Raw genomic sequence first — 21,413 nt, 5'->3', positions numbered from 1 at the left:
ACCGTATCATTGATTTGGAGATTTCTTAACGAATAAATTCTTGTCCTCTTTCAGATCAAACAACTTAATTTTCAATCCAATACATAAAAATGCAATCAGCAGAAACAATATTCCGCTCCACGTAATTTGATGTGTTCCCATATGGGATAGAAACCATCCGCCTAGTGCGGTGCCGAGTGTGACACCCAGATTTGCGAAGGAGACAAATAAGCTGTTAGCAAACTCAGGTGCTTCACGGGCCTCCGAGGTTAGCCATGTTTGACTTATAATGAGACCGCCAGTAAAGACGGCTCCCCATACCAGTACGATGGCAATCATCGGAATGGAGTAACGTCCAAGACAAAATATCAGCAAATACATACCGGCAAGCACAATGGGATAAAACACGGTGGTTTTGACCATGTCCTTACTTAAATATTTTGCCGTTTGCAGATTCCCAATTATGCCGCTGACGCCAAAAAGAACGAGCATAAAACTGACGGTTTCACCATTCATACCTGTCACCGTCTTGAGATACTCTGCAAAATAGGAATAGACAGAATATAAAGCCGCCAGGATGAAGCAAGCCGTAGTAACGTTAAGCCATAGCTGCGGCTTTGCTAATATACGTAATTGTCGGCCATAGGTCAATTTACCTTGTACGGGTAATGACGGAACGAACGCAGCAATTCCGATCAGAGCTAGCGTATTTATTCCGGAAGAAAATAGAAAGGCGGCTTCAAGTGAAAACTGATCCCCAATAAACGATGTGACCGGAATGCCTAGTACCATCCCGACCGTTAACCCCATAAAAACTTTGGCCACTGCGTTGGTACTTTGTTCTTTTGGAACCGAGCTGGCGGCGGCTGCAAATGCAACAGAAAAATAAACTGGATGAAGAACAGCAGGCAGCAGTCTAAACAGTAATAAGGCAGTAAAGGTTGGGGCAAAGGCGGAAATCAGATTAGAAATGGCGAAAACAGCAAGTACCCCGGACAAAATTTTTTTTCGGTTAATACCGGAAAATAAAAGAGTCATAAACGGACCAGTAAGGGCAATGATCAAAGCAAACGTGCTAACGAGCAAACCTGCTTGAGAAGCACTGATTTGGAAGCGCTCAGAAATTTGAGGCAAAATCCCCACTACACCAAACTCTGTATTGACAATACCAAATACACCAAGAGCGATAAGGAAGGTGAAGAAAGACTTATTCGTTTGCAATTGATTTTCATCCTTTCGATTGTGAAAATATTATACTATACGGATATGTATACCATGTTTTAGTGTAAAGCCAACCCCAAATGCTAAATAGAAGTTAGCTTCTTCATGTTCTGTCAGGGTATTATTCAGCTGAACGGTCTGTTGGTTGTTCATTTAACTTTTGCTTTAATGCGTGCCTGTTCTCCAATTCCTTGTAAGTAGTAATTTTTTCTGCTAGTAAATGAAGATTAGTCTGAAGTTCCATGAGGGCTTTTTGAACTTCTGAGTAATGTTCTTCTAGAAGAATTCTTCTTGCAGTGAGAGTTGGATCTCCTTTCCTTTTAAGTTCCGCAATTTCGAGCATATTGGTTAATGTCATTCCGGTAGCTTTAAGACGATTAATAAACTCGACCCAAGTTACGTCTTCAGAAGTAAAGCAACGATGTCCATGTTCATTACGATCAATGGAAGTTAGGAGACCTATTTGCTCATAATAACGAAGCGTATGGACACTAAGACCTGTAAGGGCGGCGACTTGCCGAATGGTTAGTGAGTTATTCATGATCCCAGTATATCCCTTCGAGTAAACTCGAACGCAAGATTTTTTTTGGGGGCCAATTTTCATTAACACGAAAAAAGGCAGCTGATTGTTGGCCCAGCTGCCTCCGTTACATCCCCAAGGGCAATTTATCATAAAAAGAAAGTTGGAAACTTGTACTATTACGATAATATAATTTTCATAACCATTTCCTCAATATCCTGAATGTCGCATATAACGAGCTTAAATGATCAATTTTCTTTTTCAAAGAATTATCTCTAATAATCTGTCCATCTTTAGTCCATTGTTCATATATTTGAACTAACCGCCCTGTAGTTCGTGAGAGTTCAAGAAGTGCTGTCTTCAGATGCTCTTTTTGAACTAAAGTTAGGTTATTATCCATTTATATTTCATTAAATTCTTCTATCAAATCTCTTACTAATTCATTATTCACTTCTTTCAACGAAACCATTATATCTCTAGCTAGTTTATTAATTCTCTTTTTTTGTTCGAATGATAGCTTGATTTTACTTAATTCTTTAAATAGTGAACTTATGGAAGGTAGATTACTATTCCAGCCTCCTGATTGTAATACTGAAAAAAACGTTTCGGCATAATACCAAAAGTCTTCTCCAAGAGCTTCACGTTTCCTTTTTATCCTGTAGTCTTCGTGTGCCTTTTGTTGTTCTTCTGGTGTCATAGTCAAAAGATTAAACTCGTCTGCAACGATCGGCAATTACTTCTTTTCGTTTTTCGGATTTCTGTTGTATTTTGCCGATTTTCCAGTAAATTGAAATCGTTACTCAGCGGCACTTGACGTCAGATTCCTGTGGTGGATTTTTCCCTTTCATTTGGAAAAAAACACCCGGCAGGATGCGTACCGAGAAAAATACGGCATACACCCAAGCCGGGTAAGGGATTAGAAAATAATATCAATGGCCTCTAGCACATCTTGCTCCTGTTCGGATTGCCCGTTCAGGGAAATATCCTTCAACAGCACCGAAGGCTGTTCGCAAATTTGGGTGATGATCACGAGCAGGTCCTGAGCGAAATTATCGATCAGATTGCGCGTAAACAACTTGGTAGCATATTCAAACTGCCCGTTCATTCCCTCATCCAGCAACGAAATGACCAAGGTAAGATCAAATTGGGAAACCGTATGAGTTTCCGGATAAGATTCGATCTTGATATCCCCGAAGCTTTGAACGTTATCTTCCTTGGTTTCCAGAACAAACATGACATCGAATACAGGATTGCGGCTTTGATCTCGCGGTGCCTGCAGCTTTTTCACAAGCTCCTCGAACGGATAATCCTGGTGGTCGTAGGCCCCCAGCATCGTTTCTTTGACTTCGTTCAAGTAAGCGAGGAACGTCTTCTCCCCGGACGGATAATGGCGAATCGCCAAAGTGTTGACAAACATTCCGATGAGCGGCTCCAGGTCGGCATGTGTACGGCCCGAAACCGGCATGCCTACAATGAAGTCTTCTTGTCCCGAGTACTTGCTGAGCAGGATTGAATAGGCCGCCAATAACACCATATAAAGGGTGGCGCCGTTCTCATCGGCGATGCGCTGCAAGCGGTCGGTCATCTGCTTGTCGATGCTGAAAGGCAGCACATCTCCCTCAAAGCTGCGAGCGGCAGGTCTGACAAAGTCCGTAGGCAGTTCAAGCGTCGGCAGTTCGCCTTCCAGCACGTCCAGCCAGTAGGCTTCCTGACGTTTCAGTCGCTCTTTTACAGGTTCGGACTGCTGCCAAGCGGCGAATTCCTTGTATTGAATCCGAAGTGGTTCCAGAGTCTCGCCGTTATACAGGCGCAGCAACTCTTCGACAAAGATGCCCATCGACATGCCATCCGTGACGATATGATGAATGTCCAGCATGAGCAGTTGCCGTTCCGCTTCCCATTCGACTAAGCCCACACGCAGCAGCGGCGGCCGCTCCAAATCAAAGACGCGTACAAAGCCGTCTACGATGCTCTTCGTTTCACTTTCCGTCGCTTTCGTATACTCGACGGCAAACTTCAAGTCCGGATAAATCCGTTGTACCGGTTCGCCGTCGACCATTTCGAAGCCGGTTCGCAAAATTTCGTGACGAGCTATCAATCCTTTGAGCGCCGCCTCGAATTGATTTCGTTCCAAGCGCCCGACGAGAACCGTCATGCCGGACATGTTGTAGCTAAGCTCGGCGCCTTCCATCTGCTGCTGGATGTACAGCCGTTTTTGCACGGAGGAAAGCGGATAGTAATCCCTCTCTTCCAGAACCGGAATGGAGAGGTGTTCCTGCCGCTCCAATTGGCTGATCGCTTCGGCCATCGCTTCGATGGTCGAGTGCCGGAACACATCGCGCAGCGGCAGGTCCACGCTCAGCTCCTTGTGCACCTTGCTGACCAGTGTCGTCGCCCGCAGGGAGTGACCGCCGAGGTCGAAGAAGTTGTCCGTCACGCCAATCGTGACCGCCCCCAGCACGTCCTGCCAGATGGCGACCAGTTTCGCCTCCAGTTCGGTGCGCGGCGCCACATATTCGCGGCCTCCGCCTGCTCCCCCTTCCGGTGCCGGCAGCGCCTTCCGATCGATCTTTCCGTTCGGCGTCAAAGGCAGGTGCTCCAGCTCCACGAAGTACGACGGGATCATGTACCCCGGCAGCTCGCTGGCAATCGCCCGCTTCAGGTCCGCCGCCGTCAAGCCTTCTTCCGCTGTATAATAAGCGCACAAAGCTTTCTGACCTTCTTGATCTTCCCTGACGACGACGACCGCTTCCTTCACGCCACCTACACTCAGCAGCTTCGCTTCGACTTCACCCGTCTCAATCCGGTACCCCCGGATTTTCGCCTGGTTATCGATCCGGCCGATGAAGTCCACGTTCCCGTCCTCCATCCACCGCGCCAAGTCTCCCGTGCGGTACAACCGCTCGCCCGCGGCGAACGGACTGTCTACGAACTTCTCTTCTGTCAGCTCCGGACGGTTCAAGTACCCGCGCGCCACTCCGACTCCGCCGATAACCAGCTCGCCCAGCACCCCCACCGGCACCGGGTTCAGGTACGCGTCCACGATGTAGAATTTCGCATTCAGCCACGCTTTGCCGATCGGCACATGGCCTGTCTGCGGCAGCTTCGTCAGCTCCTCGTCGTAGAAACTGGAGTCGATTGCCGCTTCCGTCACACCGTATGCGTTGATGATCCGGAACAACGAGCCGAAGCGTTCCTGCAAGGTTCGGTAATCCGCCACGCTACAGCTGTCCGAGCTCGTGATCAACAGCTCCATCCAGCTCATATCCAGTTGCTGCTCGTGCACGTACTCCAGGAACGGCACGATCAGCGCCGGCGTCGATTCGAAGATGGTGACCCGCTCCTGCTCAATCCAGTAGTGCAGACGAGACGGATCGATCCGGTCGTCCTTCGGCACAATCACCATCGTGCCTCCGTTGTACAGCGTCCGCGCGATATCTCCCACGAACACGTCGAACGAGAAGCTGGCCAGCTGCAGCAGCCGCACCGGGAACTGATCCAACCGGTATTCCCGCCGGTAGCCCGCCGCCGTGTTCACCAGGCTGCGGTGCTCGATCATCACGCCCTTCGGCTTGCCCGTCGTTCCCGACGTGTAGATCACATACGCCAGATCCTCCGGACGGGCTTCATGGAAGCTGTCGGCATTCGTCCGCTCGTCGCTGTACGACGCTTCGTCGTCGAGGTACAGCACCGCCGCCAGCGCTAGCTCCTCTTCGCCGAGCCAGGCTTCGGCGCGCTCTCGCAACGGCGTTTGCGTCAACAGCACCTTCGCTCCGCTGTCTTCAAGCATGAACCGCACGCGCTCCGCCGGATAATCCGGGTCGAGCGGCACATACGCCCCGCCTGCTTTCCAGACGGCCAGCACGGCCACCAGCAAGTCCACCGAACGCTCGGCGAGAATGCCGACGATCGTCTCCCGGCCGATGCCGCTTGTGCGCAGCGTAGCCGCCAAGCGGTTCGCCCGCTCGTTCAGCTCCGCATACGTCAGCCGGTCGTTCTCGTACACGACGGCCGCCTCTTCCGGCGTGCGCTCCGCCTGTTCCTCAAACAGCCGGTGGAACGCGGCCGCAGGAGCCGCTTCCGGCTGCGCCGGGTTAAACGCGCTGAGAATTTGCTCTTTTTCCGCCGGTGTCAAAATGCCCAGGTCGGCAATAGTCGCCGACGGGTTGCGGAGAATGGATTCAAGCAGCTGCAAGTAGTGGGCGGCCAATTTCTCCACCGTTTCGGTTTTATAAAGAGCAGTGGCATATTCAAACAGATATTCCAAGCCTTCCTCGATCTCCGTGACGTCCAAGCTGAGATCGAATTTAGCAACAATTTCTTCGCTGGCATACGTCGACAAATGGAGTCCGGGAAGCTGCATTTCCAAATTCTCTGTATTTTGCAAAGCAAACATCGTATCGAACAGCGGATTGCGGGATAAATCGCGAGCCACGTTCACTTTATCCACCAGTTCCTCAAACGGATAATTCTGATGTTCAAAAGCGCCCAGCGTCGTCTCCTTGATTTCCTTCAAGTAGTCAAGGAACGTCTTACCGGCAGCCGGATAACTGCGGATGGCCAGGGTATTGACGAACATCCCGATCAGCGGCTGAACGTCGCTGTGATTTCTGCCCGCAATCGGCGTACCGACCACCACGTCTTCTTGCCCTGTATACTTATGCAATAATATTGTATAACCAGCAAGCAGAACCATGTAAAGCGTTGCGCCATTCTCGGCTGCAAGCCGTTTCAGACCCTCGCTTTTCTCGCTATCCATAAACAATTGCAGCGTGCGGCCCTCGTAGCTCTGCATAGATGGGCGCGGATAGTCCGTCGGCAATTCCAAAACCGGCAGCTCTCCGCGGAACATGTCGAGCCAGTAGGCTTCCTGCTTGGCAAGCTGAGCTTTCTGCTTGTCCGATTGCTGCCATACCGCATAATCTTTGTACTGAATGCTGAGCGGCTCCAACTGTTCCCCGCTGTACAAGCGGACGAACTCTTCGATCAGTACGTCAATCGAAACGCCGTCGGATACGATATGATGCGTATCGAACATTAGAATGTGCCGGTCCGGCGCCAGTTCGGCAAGGCCTACCCGCAGAAGTGGCGGCTTCGCTAGATCAAACGGACGAACGAATTGGCGCACCGTTTCTTCCGCCTGCTCCCCGCTGATCTGCACATATTCCACCTGGAAGGCGGCTTCTTCGTAAATCCGCTGAACCGCTTCGCCTTTTACCATCTCAAAGCCGGTACGCAGCGTCTCATGACGAGCTACGAGCCCGCGGAACGCTTCTTCAAACCGCTGCCGGTCGAGCTCCCCTTCAAGCAGCATAGCTCCCGGTATGTTGTAGCTCAACTCGGCTCCTTCCAGCTGGTTCAAGATATAGAGACGTTTCTGAGCGGAAGAGAGCGAATAATACTCGCTAGGTTCCGCAGCCGGAATAGCTGTGAACGAGCCGATCTCCAGCCGCTCCATAGCCGCGGCCATTTCCTCAACCGTTGAGTAGCGGAATACGTCGCGAAGCGGGAATTCAACGCCTAGCTCCTTATGCATTTTGCTGACAAGCGTCGTCGCCCGCAGGGAGTGGCCGCCGATGTCGAAGAAGTTGTCCGTTACGCCTACCGCCTTCTCCCGAACAAGCACATCCTGCCAAATGGCGGCCAGCTTCGCCTCCAGTTCGGTGCGCGGCGCCACGTATTCGCGGCCTCCGCCTGCTCCCCCTTCCGGTGCCGGCAACGCCTTCCGGTCGATTTTCCCGTTCGGCGTCAGAGGCAGGCGCTCCAGCTCGACGAAGTACGACGGGATCATGTAACCCGGCAACTCGCTGGAGATCGCCCGTTTCAGGTCCGCCGCCGTCAAGCCTTCTTCCGCTGTATAATAAGCGCACAAAGCTTTCTGACCTTCTTGATCTTCCCTGACGACAACGACCGCTTCCTTCACGCCACCTACACTCAGCAGCTTCGCTTCGACTTCACCCGTCTCAATCCGGTACCCCCGGATTTTCGCCTGGTTGTCGATCCGGCCGATGAAGTCCACGTTCCCGTCCTCCATCCACCGCGCCAAGTCTCCCGTGCGGTACAGCCGCTCGCCCGCGGCGAACGGGCTGTCTACGAACTTCTCTTCCGTCAGCTCCGGACGGTTCAAGTACCCGCGAGCCACTCCGACTCCGCCGATGACCAGCTCGCCCAGCACCCCGACCGGCACCGGATTCAGATGCGCATCCACGATGTAGAATTTCGCATTCAGCCACGCCTTGCCGATCGGCACATGGCCTGTCTGCGGCAGCTTCGCCAGCTCCTCGTCGTAGAAGCTGGAGTCGATCGCCGCTTCCGTCACGCCGTATGCGTTGATGATCCGGAACAACGAGCCGAAGCGTTCCTGCAAGGTGCGATAATCCGCCACGCCGCAGCTGTCCGAGCTCGTGATCAACAGCTCCATCCAGCTCATATCCAGTTGCTGCTCGTGCACGTACTCCAGGAACGGCACGATCAGCGCCGGCGTCGATTCGAAGATGGTGACCCGTTCCCGCTCCATCCAGTGGTGCAGACGAGACGGATCGATCCGGTCGTCCTTCGGCACAATTACCATCGTGCCTCCGTTGTACAGCGTCCGCGCGATATCTCCCACGAACACGTCGAACGAGAAGCTTGCGAGCTGCAGCAGCCGCACCGGGAACTGATCTAACCGGTATTCCCGCCGGTAGCCCGCCGCCGTGTTCACCAGGCTGCGGTGCTCGATCATCACGCCCTTCGGCTTGCCCGTCGTTCCCGACGTGTAGATCACGTACGCCAGGTCCTCTGGACGGGCTTCATGGAAGCTGTCGGCATTCGTCCACTCCTCGCTGTACGAGGTTTCGTCGTCCAGGTACAGCACCGCCGCCAGCGCCAACTCCTCTTCGCCGAGCCAGGCTTCGGCGCGCTCTCGCAGCGCCGTTTGCGTCAGCAGCACCTTCGCTCCGCTGTCTTCGAGCATGAACCGCACGCGCTCCGCCGGATAATCCGGGTCGAGCGGCACATACGCCCCGCACGCTTTCCAGACGGCCAGCACGGCCACCAGCACGGCCACCGAACGCTCGGCGAGAATGCCGACGATCGTCTCCCGGCCGATGCCGCTTGCGCGCAGCGTAGCCGCCAAGCGATTCGCCCGCTCGTTCAGCTCCGCATACGTCAGCCGGTCGTTCTCGTACACGACAGCTGCCGCTTCCGGCGTGCGTTCCGCCTGTTCCTCGAACAGCCGGTGGAACGCGGCCGCAGGAGCCGCTTCCGGCTGCGCCGGGTTAAACGCGCCGAGAATTTGCTCTTTTTCCGCCGCCGTCAAAAGCTCCAACTGATTCACGCGGATGTTCGGATTAGCCGCAACCTTCTCCAGTGCCCGGGCAAAATGACCGTGGATCAGCCTGATGTCTTCCTCTCTGAACGTCAGCGCATTGTACGTAAACCGCAGCAAAATATGCTCTTCCGGAATGACGGTAATGTCCAGGTCGTAGTTCGTTTGCTCCGGCGACTGGATATTAGCGATTTTCAGCGCTTCTTGGTCTCCGCCGACGACCTGCTCAATCTGTTCTTCCATCGGATAATTTTCAAAGACCATGATATGGTTGATCAAGTCGCGCTTTTGCTCGCTCAGCGACTGAATTTCGAACAGCGGGAACGTTTCGTAAGCTCCCGATGCCAGCGCTTGGTCCTGGGTTTTTCTCAAGATATCGGCTACCGTCTCCTCGGCTTTGCCTTGAATACGGACCGGGATCGTATTAATAAACAGGCCGATCATGCTTTCGATGCCCGGAATTTCCGCCGGACGCCCGGATACGACGGAGCCGAATACGACATCCTGGCTGTTGTTGTATACCTGCAGAACCAGTCCCCATACGGTCTGCATGAACGTATTGAGCGTCACCTGCTGCTGGCGCGCCACCCGCTCGATTTGCCCAGTCAGTTCCTTGCTGAGTTCCACATCGATTTCAGCTGCTTCAAAAGCGTCCTGCTTCAGCTGCGTTTTCTCCTGGGGCAGCTTGGTCTGCTGATCGTAACCCGCCAAATACTCGGACCAGTAACGCGAAGCTTTCGCGGCATCTTGAGCTTCCAGCCATTCGATATACCGGGAGTACGAGGTAACCGGAGGAAGCTCCAGCGTCCGCTTCTCGTGGAACGCGAAGTAGGTGTCGAACACTTCCTTGATCATGAAGGACATGCACCAGCCGTCCATCAAAATGTGATGGTGACTCCAGATCACATGGTAGGACTCGTCGCCCGTGCGCAAAACTGTCACGCGCATAAGAGAGCCTCGGGCAAAATCGAACTTGTTCGCTTTATCCGCGCTGACAAAATCGGCTATCGTCTTCTCCGGGTCTTCATCGCTTACCGAGCGAATATCTTTGAAGTACACTTCACACTTCCGCTCGCGGAATACCACTTGAAGCGGCTCGTCTCTCCAGCCAGTAATAAAGTTGGTCCGCAGCGCCTCATTCCGCTGCACCAGCGTATCCAATCCTTGGGTGAAGGCTTCGACATTCAGGCTTCCGTACAGATCGAAGGTCACCTGTTCGAAGTAAGCTTCCGAATCGGCATCCAGCAGGCTGTGGAACAACATCCCTTTTTGCAGCGGAGTCAAGGTGTATACATTCTCCAGTTCGCCGAGCGCCGCCGTATGTTCGGACAGCCGCTCCAGTTCTTCCACCGTCACATCTTGAAGCAGTACGTCGCTAGGCGTAAGCTCCGGCCGCTCTTTCGATACGCAATGGCTGATGACTTCACGCAAGCTCGATTGAAGCAGGGTGCCCAGGCGCTCTACCGTTTCCCGTTTATACTGGGTTTCCCCATAACGGATCGTGAGTTCCAGCACTCCTTCCGACACCATACCGTTAATATCGAGGACAAAATCCATCACTGCATTCGGGCTTGAATCGGAGCCCGGGCTGAACGGAGACGGCTGCGAGTCGCTGCTTTCGTAATCCTGGTCGAACTGACCCAAATAGTTAAAGCTGATCTCCGGCTCCAAAGCGAAGCGCTCGCCGTCACGCGACGCCGACAAATAACGCAGGATGCCGTAGCCGATTCCTTTGTTCGGAATGCGGCGCAAGCTTTCCTTAACCTGTTTCACCTGATGACCGAGCGCCTGGGCGTGACCCGGCTCCAGAACGACAGGGAATTGGCTTGTAAACCAGCCTACTGTGCGCGTAATGTCCACATCCGGCAAAATATCTTCCCGGCCGTGGCCTTCGAGATTCACCAGCACGCGTTCCCGGCCGCTCCAAGCTTGTACCGCGAGGCCAAGCGCAGCAAGCAGCAAATCGTTCATTTCCGTATGGTAAGCACGGTGTGCCTGCTTCAGCAGCTGTTCGGTTTCCTCTGCCGTCCAGTGAACGGTCACGAGCCCGCTGTCCTTCAGCTTGGATCTGCCTTGTTCAAAATCCTTCGGAAGCGGCTCATAGGTCAATTGCTCGATATGTTGCCAATACTCTCTCTCGCTTTCCATCGCCGGACCGTTCGCATAATCAGCAAGCTGTTTCGCCCACGTTTGGAATGAATCCGTTTTGAGCGGCAGACGGATCGGCTGCCCTTGCAGCGCCTGCTCATAGCCGGCAGCAAAATCCTCAAGCAGAACCCGCCAGGATACGCCGTCTACGACCAAGTGATGGATCGCGATGAGCAGGTGGTCGCCGTCGTCGCAGCGGAACAAGCCGAGCTTCACCAGCGGACCGTTTTCCAGATCGATGCTCGCTTGAATGTCATTCGCCTTAGCCTCTACCGCTTCTTTCACGTCGCCGACTCCTTTGAAATCGACAACTTCCAGATCGAACAGCGCTTCGTTCTCCCCGGCGCCGCGGTTCCAGGCGATATAGCCGTTCTCGGTTTGGCGGTAAACCGTACGGAGAGCATCGTGATGCACGACAAGCTGACGCACCGCTTGGCGTAAAGCTTCTTCGTCAAAGCCTTGCTTGGAGAACTGCATGAACGCCTGGTTGCTGTGATGTACGTCAGCCGGATTTTGTTCAAAGAACCAGCGCTGAATCGGGGTCAAGATGACCTCTCCCGTCACTTCGGCCTGGCTTGCCGTTCTCTCCGCCGTTTGCAGATGCAAACTAAGGGCGGAAATCGTCGGGTAATGGAACAAATCTTTCATGACCAGCTTGTACCCCGTTTGCAAAAGACGGGACGATACCTGCAAGGCCTTGATCGAATCGCCGCCGAGCGCAAAGAAATTGTCCATCGTGCCGACCTGATCCACGCCCAGCACCGACTGCCAGACCGACGATAGTGCTTGCTCGGCAGGAGTACGAGGCGCCGTGTATGCAGCCTCGACACGAATGCTTCCTTCCGGCACAGGCAGCGCTTTACGGTCGATCTTCCCGTTCGGCGTAAGCGGCATTTGATCCAGGCGCATGATGCGCGAAGGCACCATATGGGAAGGCAGCGCGGCGTCCAGATGGGCCACAAGCCTTTCCAGATCGAAGCTGGAATCCGCTACGACATACCCGCACAAATATTTCTGCCCCCGCTCGTCCGTCCGGTCGATGACAAGCGCTTGACGCACGCCGGCAAAATTTTTCATGGCCGCTTCAATTTCACCAAGCTCGATCCGATAGCCGCGAATTTTAACCTGGTTGTCGATCCGGCCGATGAAGTCCACGGTGCCGTCTGGCATCCAGCGCGCCAGGTCGCCCGTCCGGTACAGCCGCTCCCCAGCGGCGAACGGGCTGTCTACGAATTTCTCCGCCGTCAAATCCTGGCGGTTCAAGTAACCGCGGGCCACACCCGCTCCGCCGATAACCAGCTCGCCCAACACCCCGATCGGCACCGGCTTCAGATTCGCATCCACGATGTAGAACTTGGCGTTCAGCCACGCTTTCCCGATCGGCACGCTGCCCGTCTTCGGCAGCTTCTCCAGCGGCTCGTCATAGAAGCTGGAGTCAATCGCCGCTTCCGTTACGCCATAGCTGTTAATAATACGGAACTGCGAGCCGAAGCGCTCCTGCAAGGTGCGGTAATCCGCTACGCTGCACGCATCCGAGCTTGAGATCAGCAGCTGCATCGAGCTGAGGTCCAGACCCTCGGCATGCACATGCTCCATGAACGGCACGATCAGCGCCGGAGTCGATTCGAACACCGTCACGGCGTAGTCGCGAATCCAGCCGTAGAGGCGGGTTGGATCAATCCGGTCGTCCTTCGGCACGATGACCATGGTGCCGCCGTTGTACAGCGTCCGCGCAATGTCCCCGACGAACACGTCGAACGAGAAGCTCGCGAGCTGCAGCAGCCGGATCGGGAACTGATCCAGGCGGTATTCCCGCCGGTAGCCCGCCGCCGTGTTCACCAGGCTGCGGTGCTCGATCATCACGCCCTTCGGCTTGCCCGTCGTACCGGAGGTGTAGATGACGTAAGCCAAATCGCGCGGCTTGTTCACATTCGCCGGATTCGATGCGAGATCCGACGCTAGTACGTTCTTCTCGGCTTCTGCCGTGGCGGACATTTCGGCAGAAGCCGTTTCCGCTTGCGCCAAAGCCTCCGCCTCTGCGCCTGCTTCGCCCAAAGCTTGTACGCCCACAGCCGCTCCGAGGCTGTACGTCGTGGCGTCGTCAAGCGCAACCACCGTTTGCAGCACTAGAGCTCCGTCGCTGCGCCAAGCTTCCGCCTGCTCCAGCAGGCGGGTCTGCGTGAGCAGCACCGACGCCCCGCTGTCCGCGAGCATATACTCGATCCGCTCCGCCGGATAGTCCGGGTCGAGCGGCACATAAGCGCCGCCCGCTTTCCATACGGCGAGCACCCCGATCAACAGCTCCGCCGAACGGCCGGCCAAAATGCCGACCACCTGCTCCGGCTTCACCCCGCGCGCCCGCAGTGCATACGCCAGACGATTCGCTTTGGCGTTCAGCTCCGCATACGTCAGCTTGCTGTCTTCGTAGACAACCGCCAGCGCTCCCGGAGTGCGCTCCGCCTGCTCCTCGAACAGCTCGTGGAACGTTCTCTCTCTCCACGACTCATCCGCTTCCAAACCTGTACCCTCTGCGGCGGGTTGCTTCGCAAGAGCCGAAGACGACACGTCAAACCCGACCAGCAAATCATGCTTTTCGCTGTCCGGCAAGATATCCAAATCTGAAATCCGCGCACCCGGCTGAGCCAAGATCGACGCCAAAAGCTGCTCGTAATGACCCGCCAGCCGTTCCATCGTTTCCTGTCTAAACAACGAGGTAGCGTACTCGATCTTGCAAACCAGCTCGTTATCGGCTTCCACGATATCAAAGCTAAGATCAAACTTTGCCGTCTTTTCCTCGATGTCGAACAGCGACCATTGCAAGCCTTCCAGGGTTAAATCCAAGCTTTCGTGTTTTTGCAAAGAAAACATGGTGTCAAACAGAGGATTCCGGCTTAAATCCCGGCTCACCTGAAGAGCTTCCACCAACTCCTCGAACGGATAGTCCTGGTGCTCGTAGGCTCCAAGCGTCGTTTCCTTCACTTCCTGCAAGTAATCCAGGAACGTCCGCTCCGCCGCCGGACCCAAGCGAAGGGCCAGCGTATTGACGAACATGCCGATAATCGGCTGCAGGTCGGCGTGAGAACGGGCGGCAATCGGAGTGCCGACCACTATATCTTCCTGTCCCGCGTATTTATGAAGCAATACGGAGTACGCAGCCAGCAGAAGCATGTATAGCGTCGCCCCCGAATCGCCGGCAAGCCGTTTGAGAGCTTCACTTTTCTCCGCATCCAGCGTAAACGTGAGCGTTTGACCGTCAAACTGCTGGACGGCCGGGCGGGAGAAGTCGAGAGGCAGCTCAAGAACCGGAAGCTCGGAGCTGAATACCCCGCGCCAGTATTCCTCCTGCCGTTTGATGCGCTGGCGCTGCTCCTCGGATTGCTGCCAAACGGCGTAATCCTTGTATTGAATCCGCAGCTCCGGCAATTCTTCCCCATTGTAAAGCCGCACGAATTCGCGCAGCAGCACGTCCATGGAAAGGCCGTCGGAACCAATATGATGAATATCCAGCGCGAGCAGGAATTTCTCTTTCTCCAGTTCGATCAGCAGGGCGCGCAGCAAAGGCGGCTGGGTCAAGTCAAAAGGCTGAATGAAGCCTTCAAGAATGGCCGCAACCTGATCTTCGCTTGCTTGAAGCTTCTTGACCTTGAAAGCTACGAGCGGATGAATACGCTGAACCGGCTCCCCATTCACGATTTCAAAACCGGTGCGCAGCATATCGTGCCGGGCCACCAAAGTAGTCAGCGCCTTTTCCACTTTGACCTCGTTCAAAGCCCCTTCCAATTGCAAGGCGCTTGGGAGGTTATAATTCAGCTCCGAACTATCCAGCTGGTGCAGGACGTACAGCCTTTTTTGCGCGGAGGAAACCGGATAGTACGCTTTCTCTTCCGCTTTCGGAATCGAGCAGTGCCGCGTTTCTTCCAAGCTGGCAATAGCCCCGGCCATCGACTCTACCGTCGTATAGCGGAACACATCGCGCAGCGGAAGTTCGACGTTCATTTCCTTCTGAATCTTGCTGACAAGGTTCGTCGCCCGCAAGGAGTGGCCTCCGAGCTCGAAGAAATTGTCCAGGACTCCAATGCCGGAGTAGCCCAGTACTTCCTCCCAGATCTTCACAAGCTGGGACTCCGTCCGGTTACGCGGCGCTACGTATTCGACGCCCGTTTGTATGCCGCCTTGCGGCTCCGGCAGCGCTTTGCGGTCCACTTTACCGTTGGTCGTCAGCGGCATGCGCTCCAGCTGCACGAAGTACGACGGGATCATGTATCCCGGAATTTCCTGGGCCAGCGAGGTTCTCATTTCGCTGACCGTCAGCATCCGGTCCGCCACAAAGTAGGCGACAAGCGCCTTCTCGCCCCCGCCGTCCTGACGGGCGAGCACCACCGCTTCTTCCACGCCCTCGACGTTCAGAAGCTGCGTCTCGATTTCGTCCAGCTCGATCCGGTACCCGCGGATTTTCACCTGGTGGTCGATCCGGCCCAGGTATTCGATGTTGCCGTCCGGCAGCCAAGCCGCCAAGTCGCCCGAGCGGTACAGTTTCTCCCCCTCCGCAAACGGGGAATCGACGAACTTCTCCGCCGTCAGATCCGAACGGTTCAGGTATCCTCTCGCAAGACCTTCCCCGGCCACGTACATTTCGCCCGCTACGCCGATCGGCACAGGGCGGCGGTTTTCATCAAGGATGTACACCCTCAGCGTCGGGATCGGCTTGCCGATATTGCTCTTCGCCGCCTCCATTTCGACCCACGTGATTTCCTTATACGTCACGTGAACCGTCGTCTCGGTAATGCCGTACATATTGATCAGCTTCGTCTCCGGGTACTTCGTCTTGAAGCCCTTGAGCAGCAGCGGACTCAGCGCTTCGCCCCCAAAGATGACGTTGCGAATCCGCAGATCGTACGGATGGTCCGCCAAGACCTTACGCAGCAGCTGATAGAAGTACGTTGGTGTCTGGTTCAAAATCGTGACCTGTTCGCGGCCCAGCAGCGCCAGGAAATCGGCCGGATTTTTCGCCGTCAGCGGCGGTACGATGACCAGCTTGCCTCCGTTCAGCAGCGCTCCGTACATTTCCCAGACAGAGAAATCGAAGCAGAACGAGTGGAACAGCGTCCACGTGTCGGACGGCCCGAAGTCGAACAGGTTCTTGTCGTTGAACAGGAGGCGCACGACGTTCTTATGCTCGATCAGCGTTCCTTTCGGTCTGCCGGTCGTTCCCGATGTGTAGATGACATATGCCAGGTTGCCCGGCCCGGAAATCGGCTCCAGGTTCGAAGCGTCCAGCGCATCGGCGGAGTCCGCCCCTCTGTCGCCCCAAACGTAATCGTCCAATTCGAGGCGCGTTCCTGCGAAGTCGGTCTTCTCGTGCAGATGCTTTTGAATCAGCAATAACGGCGCGCCCGAATCCTCGATCATAAAGCGGATACGCTCCTCCGGGTAGTCGGGATCGACAGGCACGTATGCTCCGCCCGCTTTGAGAATCGCCAGAATGCCGACAACCATATCGAGCGAGCGTTCGGCCAGAATCGCTACCAGTTGGTCCGCTTCTACTCCCGTCTCCCGCAGCTTCCGCGCAAGGCGGTTGGATCGCTCGTTCAGCTCACGGTAGGTCAGGTGCCGCTCGTTCATGACGGCGGCCACGTTATCCGGGTAAAGCTCCGCCTGTTCTTCGAACAAGCCGTGAATCGTCTGCTGCCGCGGGTAGTCCGCCTCCGAATCGTTGAAACCGCGCACCAGCTCGCGGATTTCCTCCTCCTTGAGCATTTCCAGCGAGGCAATATCCCCGTCCGGCGCTGCTGCGATGGTTTCAAGCAGCTTGTCATAATGTCTGGCGAACCGCTCCGCGGTCTCCTGTTTATACAAAGCCGTAGCGTACTCCAACCGACATTCGAGCTGACCGTCCAGCTCCGAAATGTCCAGGAGCAGCTCGAACTTGGATGTTCGGTTTTCCAGCGGATAAAATGATTGCTCCAGCCCCTCGATGACAATTTGCTCGTTCTCCGTATTTTGCAGGGAGAAGAACGTGTCAAAGAGCGGATTCCGGCCAGTCGCGCGCGGAATGTGAAGACTTTCCACCAAGTCTTCGAACAAATAATTTTGGTGTTCGAAAGCCCCGAGCGTGATTTCCTTGATTTCTTCCAGGTACGAAAGGTACGGCTTGGAACGCTCCGGACGGCTGCGAATGGCCAGCGTGTTGATAAACATCCCTACGATCGGCTGCACTTCTTCCTGCGTTCTTCCGGCAATCGGCGTTCCTACGATCAGATCTTCCTGACCCGAATATTTATGCATAAGGATGGTGTAAGCCGACAGCAGCACCATGTACAGGGTCGTCCCTGTCCGTGCCGCCAGCTCTTTCAGCTTCTCCGTCCGATCTTTCTCGATATAAAACTTCACGGTTCGGCCGTCAAAGCTTTGCACCGCAGGCCGCGGGAAGTCCGTCGGTAGCTCCAAGACCGGCAGCTCGCCCGACAGCTGTTCCAGCCAATACTCCTTCTGCGGCTGGAGCATCTGCCCGTAAGCTTCGGAATGCTGCCAAACGGAATAATCTTTGTATTGAATGCGCAGCGGGGTCAGCTCCTCGCCCCGATACAGGCGGCTGAACTCGTCGAAGAGCAGCGCTGTCGAAATGCCGTCCGAGACGATATGGTGCATATCGAACAGCAGAATGTGGCGATCCTCGGCGACTTCGATCAGGCCGATGCGGAGAAGTGGCGGCTTGGTCAGATCAAACGGGTGATAGTAAGCTTCTACCACTTGCTCCACTTCCCGCTCGCTCGCTTGGAAATAATCCACAGCAAACTCCACCTCGTCATAGATGCGCTGGACAAGCTCGCCTTGAACCTGCTCGATCCCGGTACGCAGCGTCTCATGGCGCTGAATCAGCGCCCGGAACGCATGCTCGACGCGCGTGCAGTCCAGCTTGCCTTCGAGAAGAAGCGCCGCCGACATATTATAGCTGCGCTCAGCCCCGTCAAGCTGGCGCAAGACGTACAGGCGCTTTTGCTCGGATGAAACCGGATAGTACTCGGCCTCAGCCGCCTTTGTAATCTCATACGTCTCCTGCTGCCTTAAACCGCCGATTCTTTGGGCCAGCTGTTCGATCGTGGTGTAGCGGAAAACTTCCCGCAGCGGAACCTCGACTTGCAGCTCTTTCCGAATCTTGGAAACCAGCGTGGAGGCCCGCAAGGAATGACCACCCAAGTCAAAGAAATCGCCTTGGACTCCAACTCGCGCAATACCCAGCACCTGCTGCCAAATGAGAGCAAGTCTTGTTTCCAGCGTTGTGCGAGGAGCCACATACTCACGGCCTGCTTCTACCTCTCCGGTCGGTTCAGGCAGCGCTTTACGGTCAATTTTGCCGTTCGGCGTGAGCGGAAGCTTATCAAGAGACACCAGCCGGGTCGGGACCATATGGGCCGGCAGCTTTTGCTTCAATTGGGACAGCAGATCGCTCAGTTGCAAGGAAGCATCCGCCGCCACGTAGCCGCACAAATACTTTTGCCCCTGCTCATCCATACGGTCGGTCACCACAGCCTGCTTGACGCCCGGGAAACGCAGCAGGGCCGTTTCAATTTCGCCGAGTTCGATCCGGAACCCGCGAATTTTCACCTGATAGTCGATCCGGCCGATGAAGTCGACGTTGCCGTCTTCCAGCCAGCGGGCCAAATCGCCTGTCCGGTACAGACGTTCGCCCGGCACAAACGGGCTGTCCGCAAACTTCTCGGCGGTTAGATCCGGACGGTTCCAGTACCCGCGCGCCACCCCGGCGCCGCCGATGACAAGCTCGCCCGGTACCCCTACAGGAACCGGCTTTAATGCGGCATCGACAATGTAAAACCGGGCGTTCAGCCAAGCTTTGCCGATCGGCACATGACCCGACGGTGGCAGCTTATCCAGCGGCTCACCGTAAAAGCTGCTGTCAATGGCCGCTTCGGTAACGCCATAGCTGTTGATGATGCGGAATTGTCCGCTGAATCTTTCCTGCAGCAATCGGTAATCGGTGACACTGCAAGCATCCGAGCTGGTAATCAGCAACTGCATGGAGCTAACGTCCAGTCCTTCTTCATAAATATGCTGCATGAACGGCAGGATGAGCGCAGGCGTCGATTCGAATACCGTAATGTTTTGGTCCCGAATCCAGCCGTATAAGAGGTTCGGATCAATCCGGTCATCCTTCGGCACAATCACCATCGTGCCTCCGTTATACAGCGTCCGCGCGATGTCTCCGACGAACACGTCAAACGAGAAGCTGGCCAGCTGCAGCAGCCGCACCGGAAACTGATCCAACCGGTACTCGCGACGGTACGCATCCGCCGTATTCACGAGACTACCGTGCTCGATCATGACGCCTTTCGGACGTCCCGTCGTACCCGAGGTGTAAATCACATAAGCCAAGTCTTGCGGGGCGCTGCCGGCAGATTCAAATTCCACGGCTAAGGCATCCCTGTTATAAATCTGTTCATCGTCCAAGGCATAGACAGCTTGAAGCTTCAGCCGGTCATCGGCCAACCAACCTCCGGCCCGCTCCAACAGATGACGCTGCGTAAGCAGCACCGATGCATCGCTATCGCTGAGCATGTACTCAATCCGCTCCGCCGGATAATCGGGGTCCAGTGGTACATAGGCTCCGCCGGCTTTCCAAACGGCGAGCACCCCGACCAGCAGTTCCACCGAACGCTCCGCCCAGATCCCCGTAATCGTCTCCCTTCCCACGCCCTGTTCGCGAAGGAGAGAAGCCAGCCGCTCGGCGCGTTCGTTCAATTCGCCGTAGGTCAGCTGTTTGTCCATGTAGACGACTGCCGGATGATCTGGAATTTCTCGAGCAAACTTTTCAACATACCGATGAAACGCTTCTCCCTCGCTCAGCCCTGCCACCGGCGGGTTAAAAACGTTGAGAATGCGGTGTCTCTCCTCATCGCTCAGCAGAGAAATCTCGCGTACCGGCAGTTCGGGAGTCTGAAGAAACTGGTCCAGAACGGTTACATACTGTTCCATAATCCGATCAATCTCGGCCGTCTCGAACAAGCCGGTACGATAGGAAGCATGGAGAATGACATGTCCTTCATTCAGCATATGGTCGAAGCGCAGCAGCAAATCGTCCATCTCGTGCCTAGCGAAGTGAGCCTCCAGGCGTACCTTGATTTCTTCGTACTCCACGATTTTCAAAGGCAGATATTCCAGAGACGTGCGGAACAGCCCCGAAAGATCGTTGCGGCCGTGTTGTTCGCGTAAATCCTGGATCAATTGGTTATAAGGGTATTTCTGATACCGCAGATCCGCCGTATTTTCCTTGGAAACCGTTTGGATCAAGGAAAGCACGTTCCTGTCTGGATTCAGACGAATCCGCGTAGCCACGGTGCTGACGAACATGCCAATCGTTTCTTTTTCCTTCTTGCTGGTGCGATTGGCAAAAACCGTGCCGACCGGAACATCGGTGCTGTCGGTCAGCTTGTACAATAAAACGTACATGGCGGACAGAAATAATGTATATAAGCTGATCTGATATTGTTCGCTGAAGGCCAGAATGCGTTCATACCGGGAACCGTCCAAAGTGATGGACAGTTTATTGGATTCGCTGCCGATCGAGAATGGCGGATACGATTTAATGCCGGTCGTTTCAGGCAAAGTGTTGTACTTCGTCAGCCAGTATTCCTTGCCTTTCTGATAACGCTGCGATTGCTCATATTCACGCTCCGCGGAAATATAATCTAGATAGGAAGGGGGCTGGTAACTGCTGGAGATGCCTTTGCGCAGTTCCAGGTATTTTTCCATCACCGCATGCAGCAAAGCATTGACGGACAAGCCGTCGGCGATAATATGGTTTACCGTCAAATTGAGCCATACTTGGCCGTTCGCAAAATGAATAATCGTAAATTCGTAGAGGTGTTCGTCGAACACGCTGGCCGGTTTTTCGCTTACTTCCTTCACCCAAGCATAGAATTGTTCGATTGTGCCTATTTCGAGGCGGCTTATCCTAGCTTGGACATTCTCCGGCTCTTCGAACCACTGCGTTGGATTTTGCAAATCCCCGCTAATGCGGATTCGGAAAACGTCATAGGTTTTGACGATCTCTGCCGCCGCTTGCTTCAGAAGCTGTGTGTTGATCTCGCCCGTAATCTGGTAGGTCGCGGAAAGCATCGTGATGGACGTTCCCGGATTCATAATTTCCATGAACCATATTCGGCGCTGGGCTTGCGTTAATCCATATTGCTCGTTGGTATTCTCTGTCACATCGACACA

4 protein-coding genes are annotated in these 21,413 nt (G+C 54.8%); all 4 read right to left on the bottom strand.

From position 1 onward, the window contains the following. Positions 1-6: 6 nt before the first annotated feature. On the bottom strand, positions 7-1,200 hold the full coding sequence (locus ACWA2B_RS16475) for an MFS transporter (protein ID WP_449292421.1): 1,194 nt from the start codon (positions 1,198-1,200) through the stop codon (positions 7-9). Between the two features lie 121 nt (positions 1,201-1,321). Next, positions 1,322-1,804 (bottom strand): MerR family transcriptional regulator, encoded by a 483-nt coding sequence (locus ACWA2B_RS16470; protein WP_449292466.1) that lies wholly within the window; start codon positions 1,802-1,804, stop codon positions 1,322-1,324. Between the two features lie 316 nt (positions 1,805-2,120). Beyond that, the gene (locus ACWA2B_RS16465) at positions 2,121-2,417 is read right to left on the bottom strand and encodes a hypothetical protein (protein ID WP_449292420.1); all 297 of its coding nucleotides are present in this window, start codon (positions 2,415-2,417) and stop codon (positions 2,121-2,123) included. Between the two features lie 219 nt (positions 2,418-2,636). Next, a complete protein-coding gene (locus tag ACWA2B_RS16460) occupies positions 2,637-21,404 on the bottom strand; it encodes a non-ribosomal peptide synthase/polyketide synthase (protein WP_449292419.1) in 18,768 nt (6,255 codons plus the stop codon). Positions 21,405-21,413: the final 9 nt, after the last annotated feature.

The sequence above is a fragment of the Paenibacillus sp. CMM36 genome, from assembly GCF_053570945.1.
This window is presented reverse-complemented; position numbering and strand designations above follow the sequence as displayed.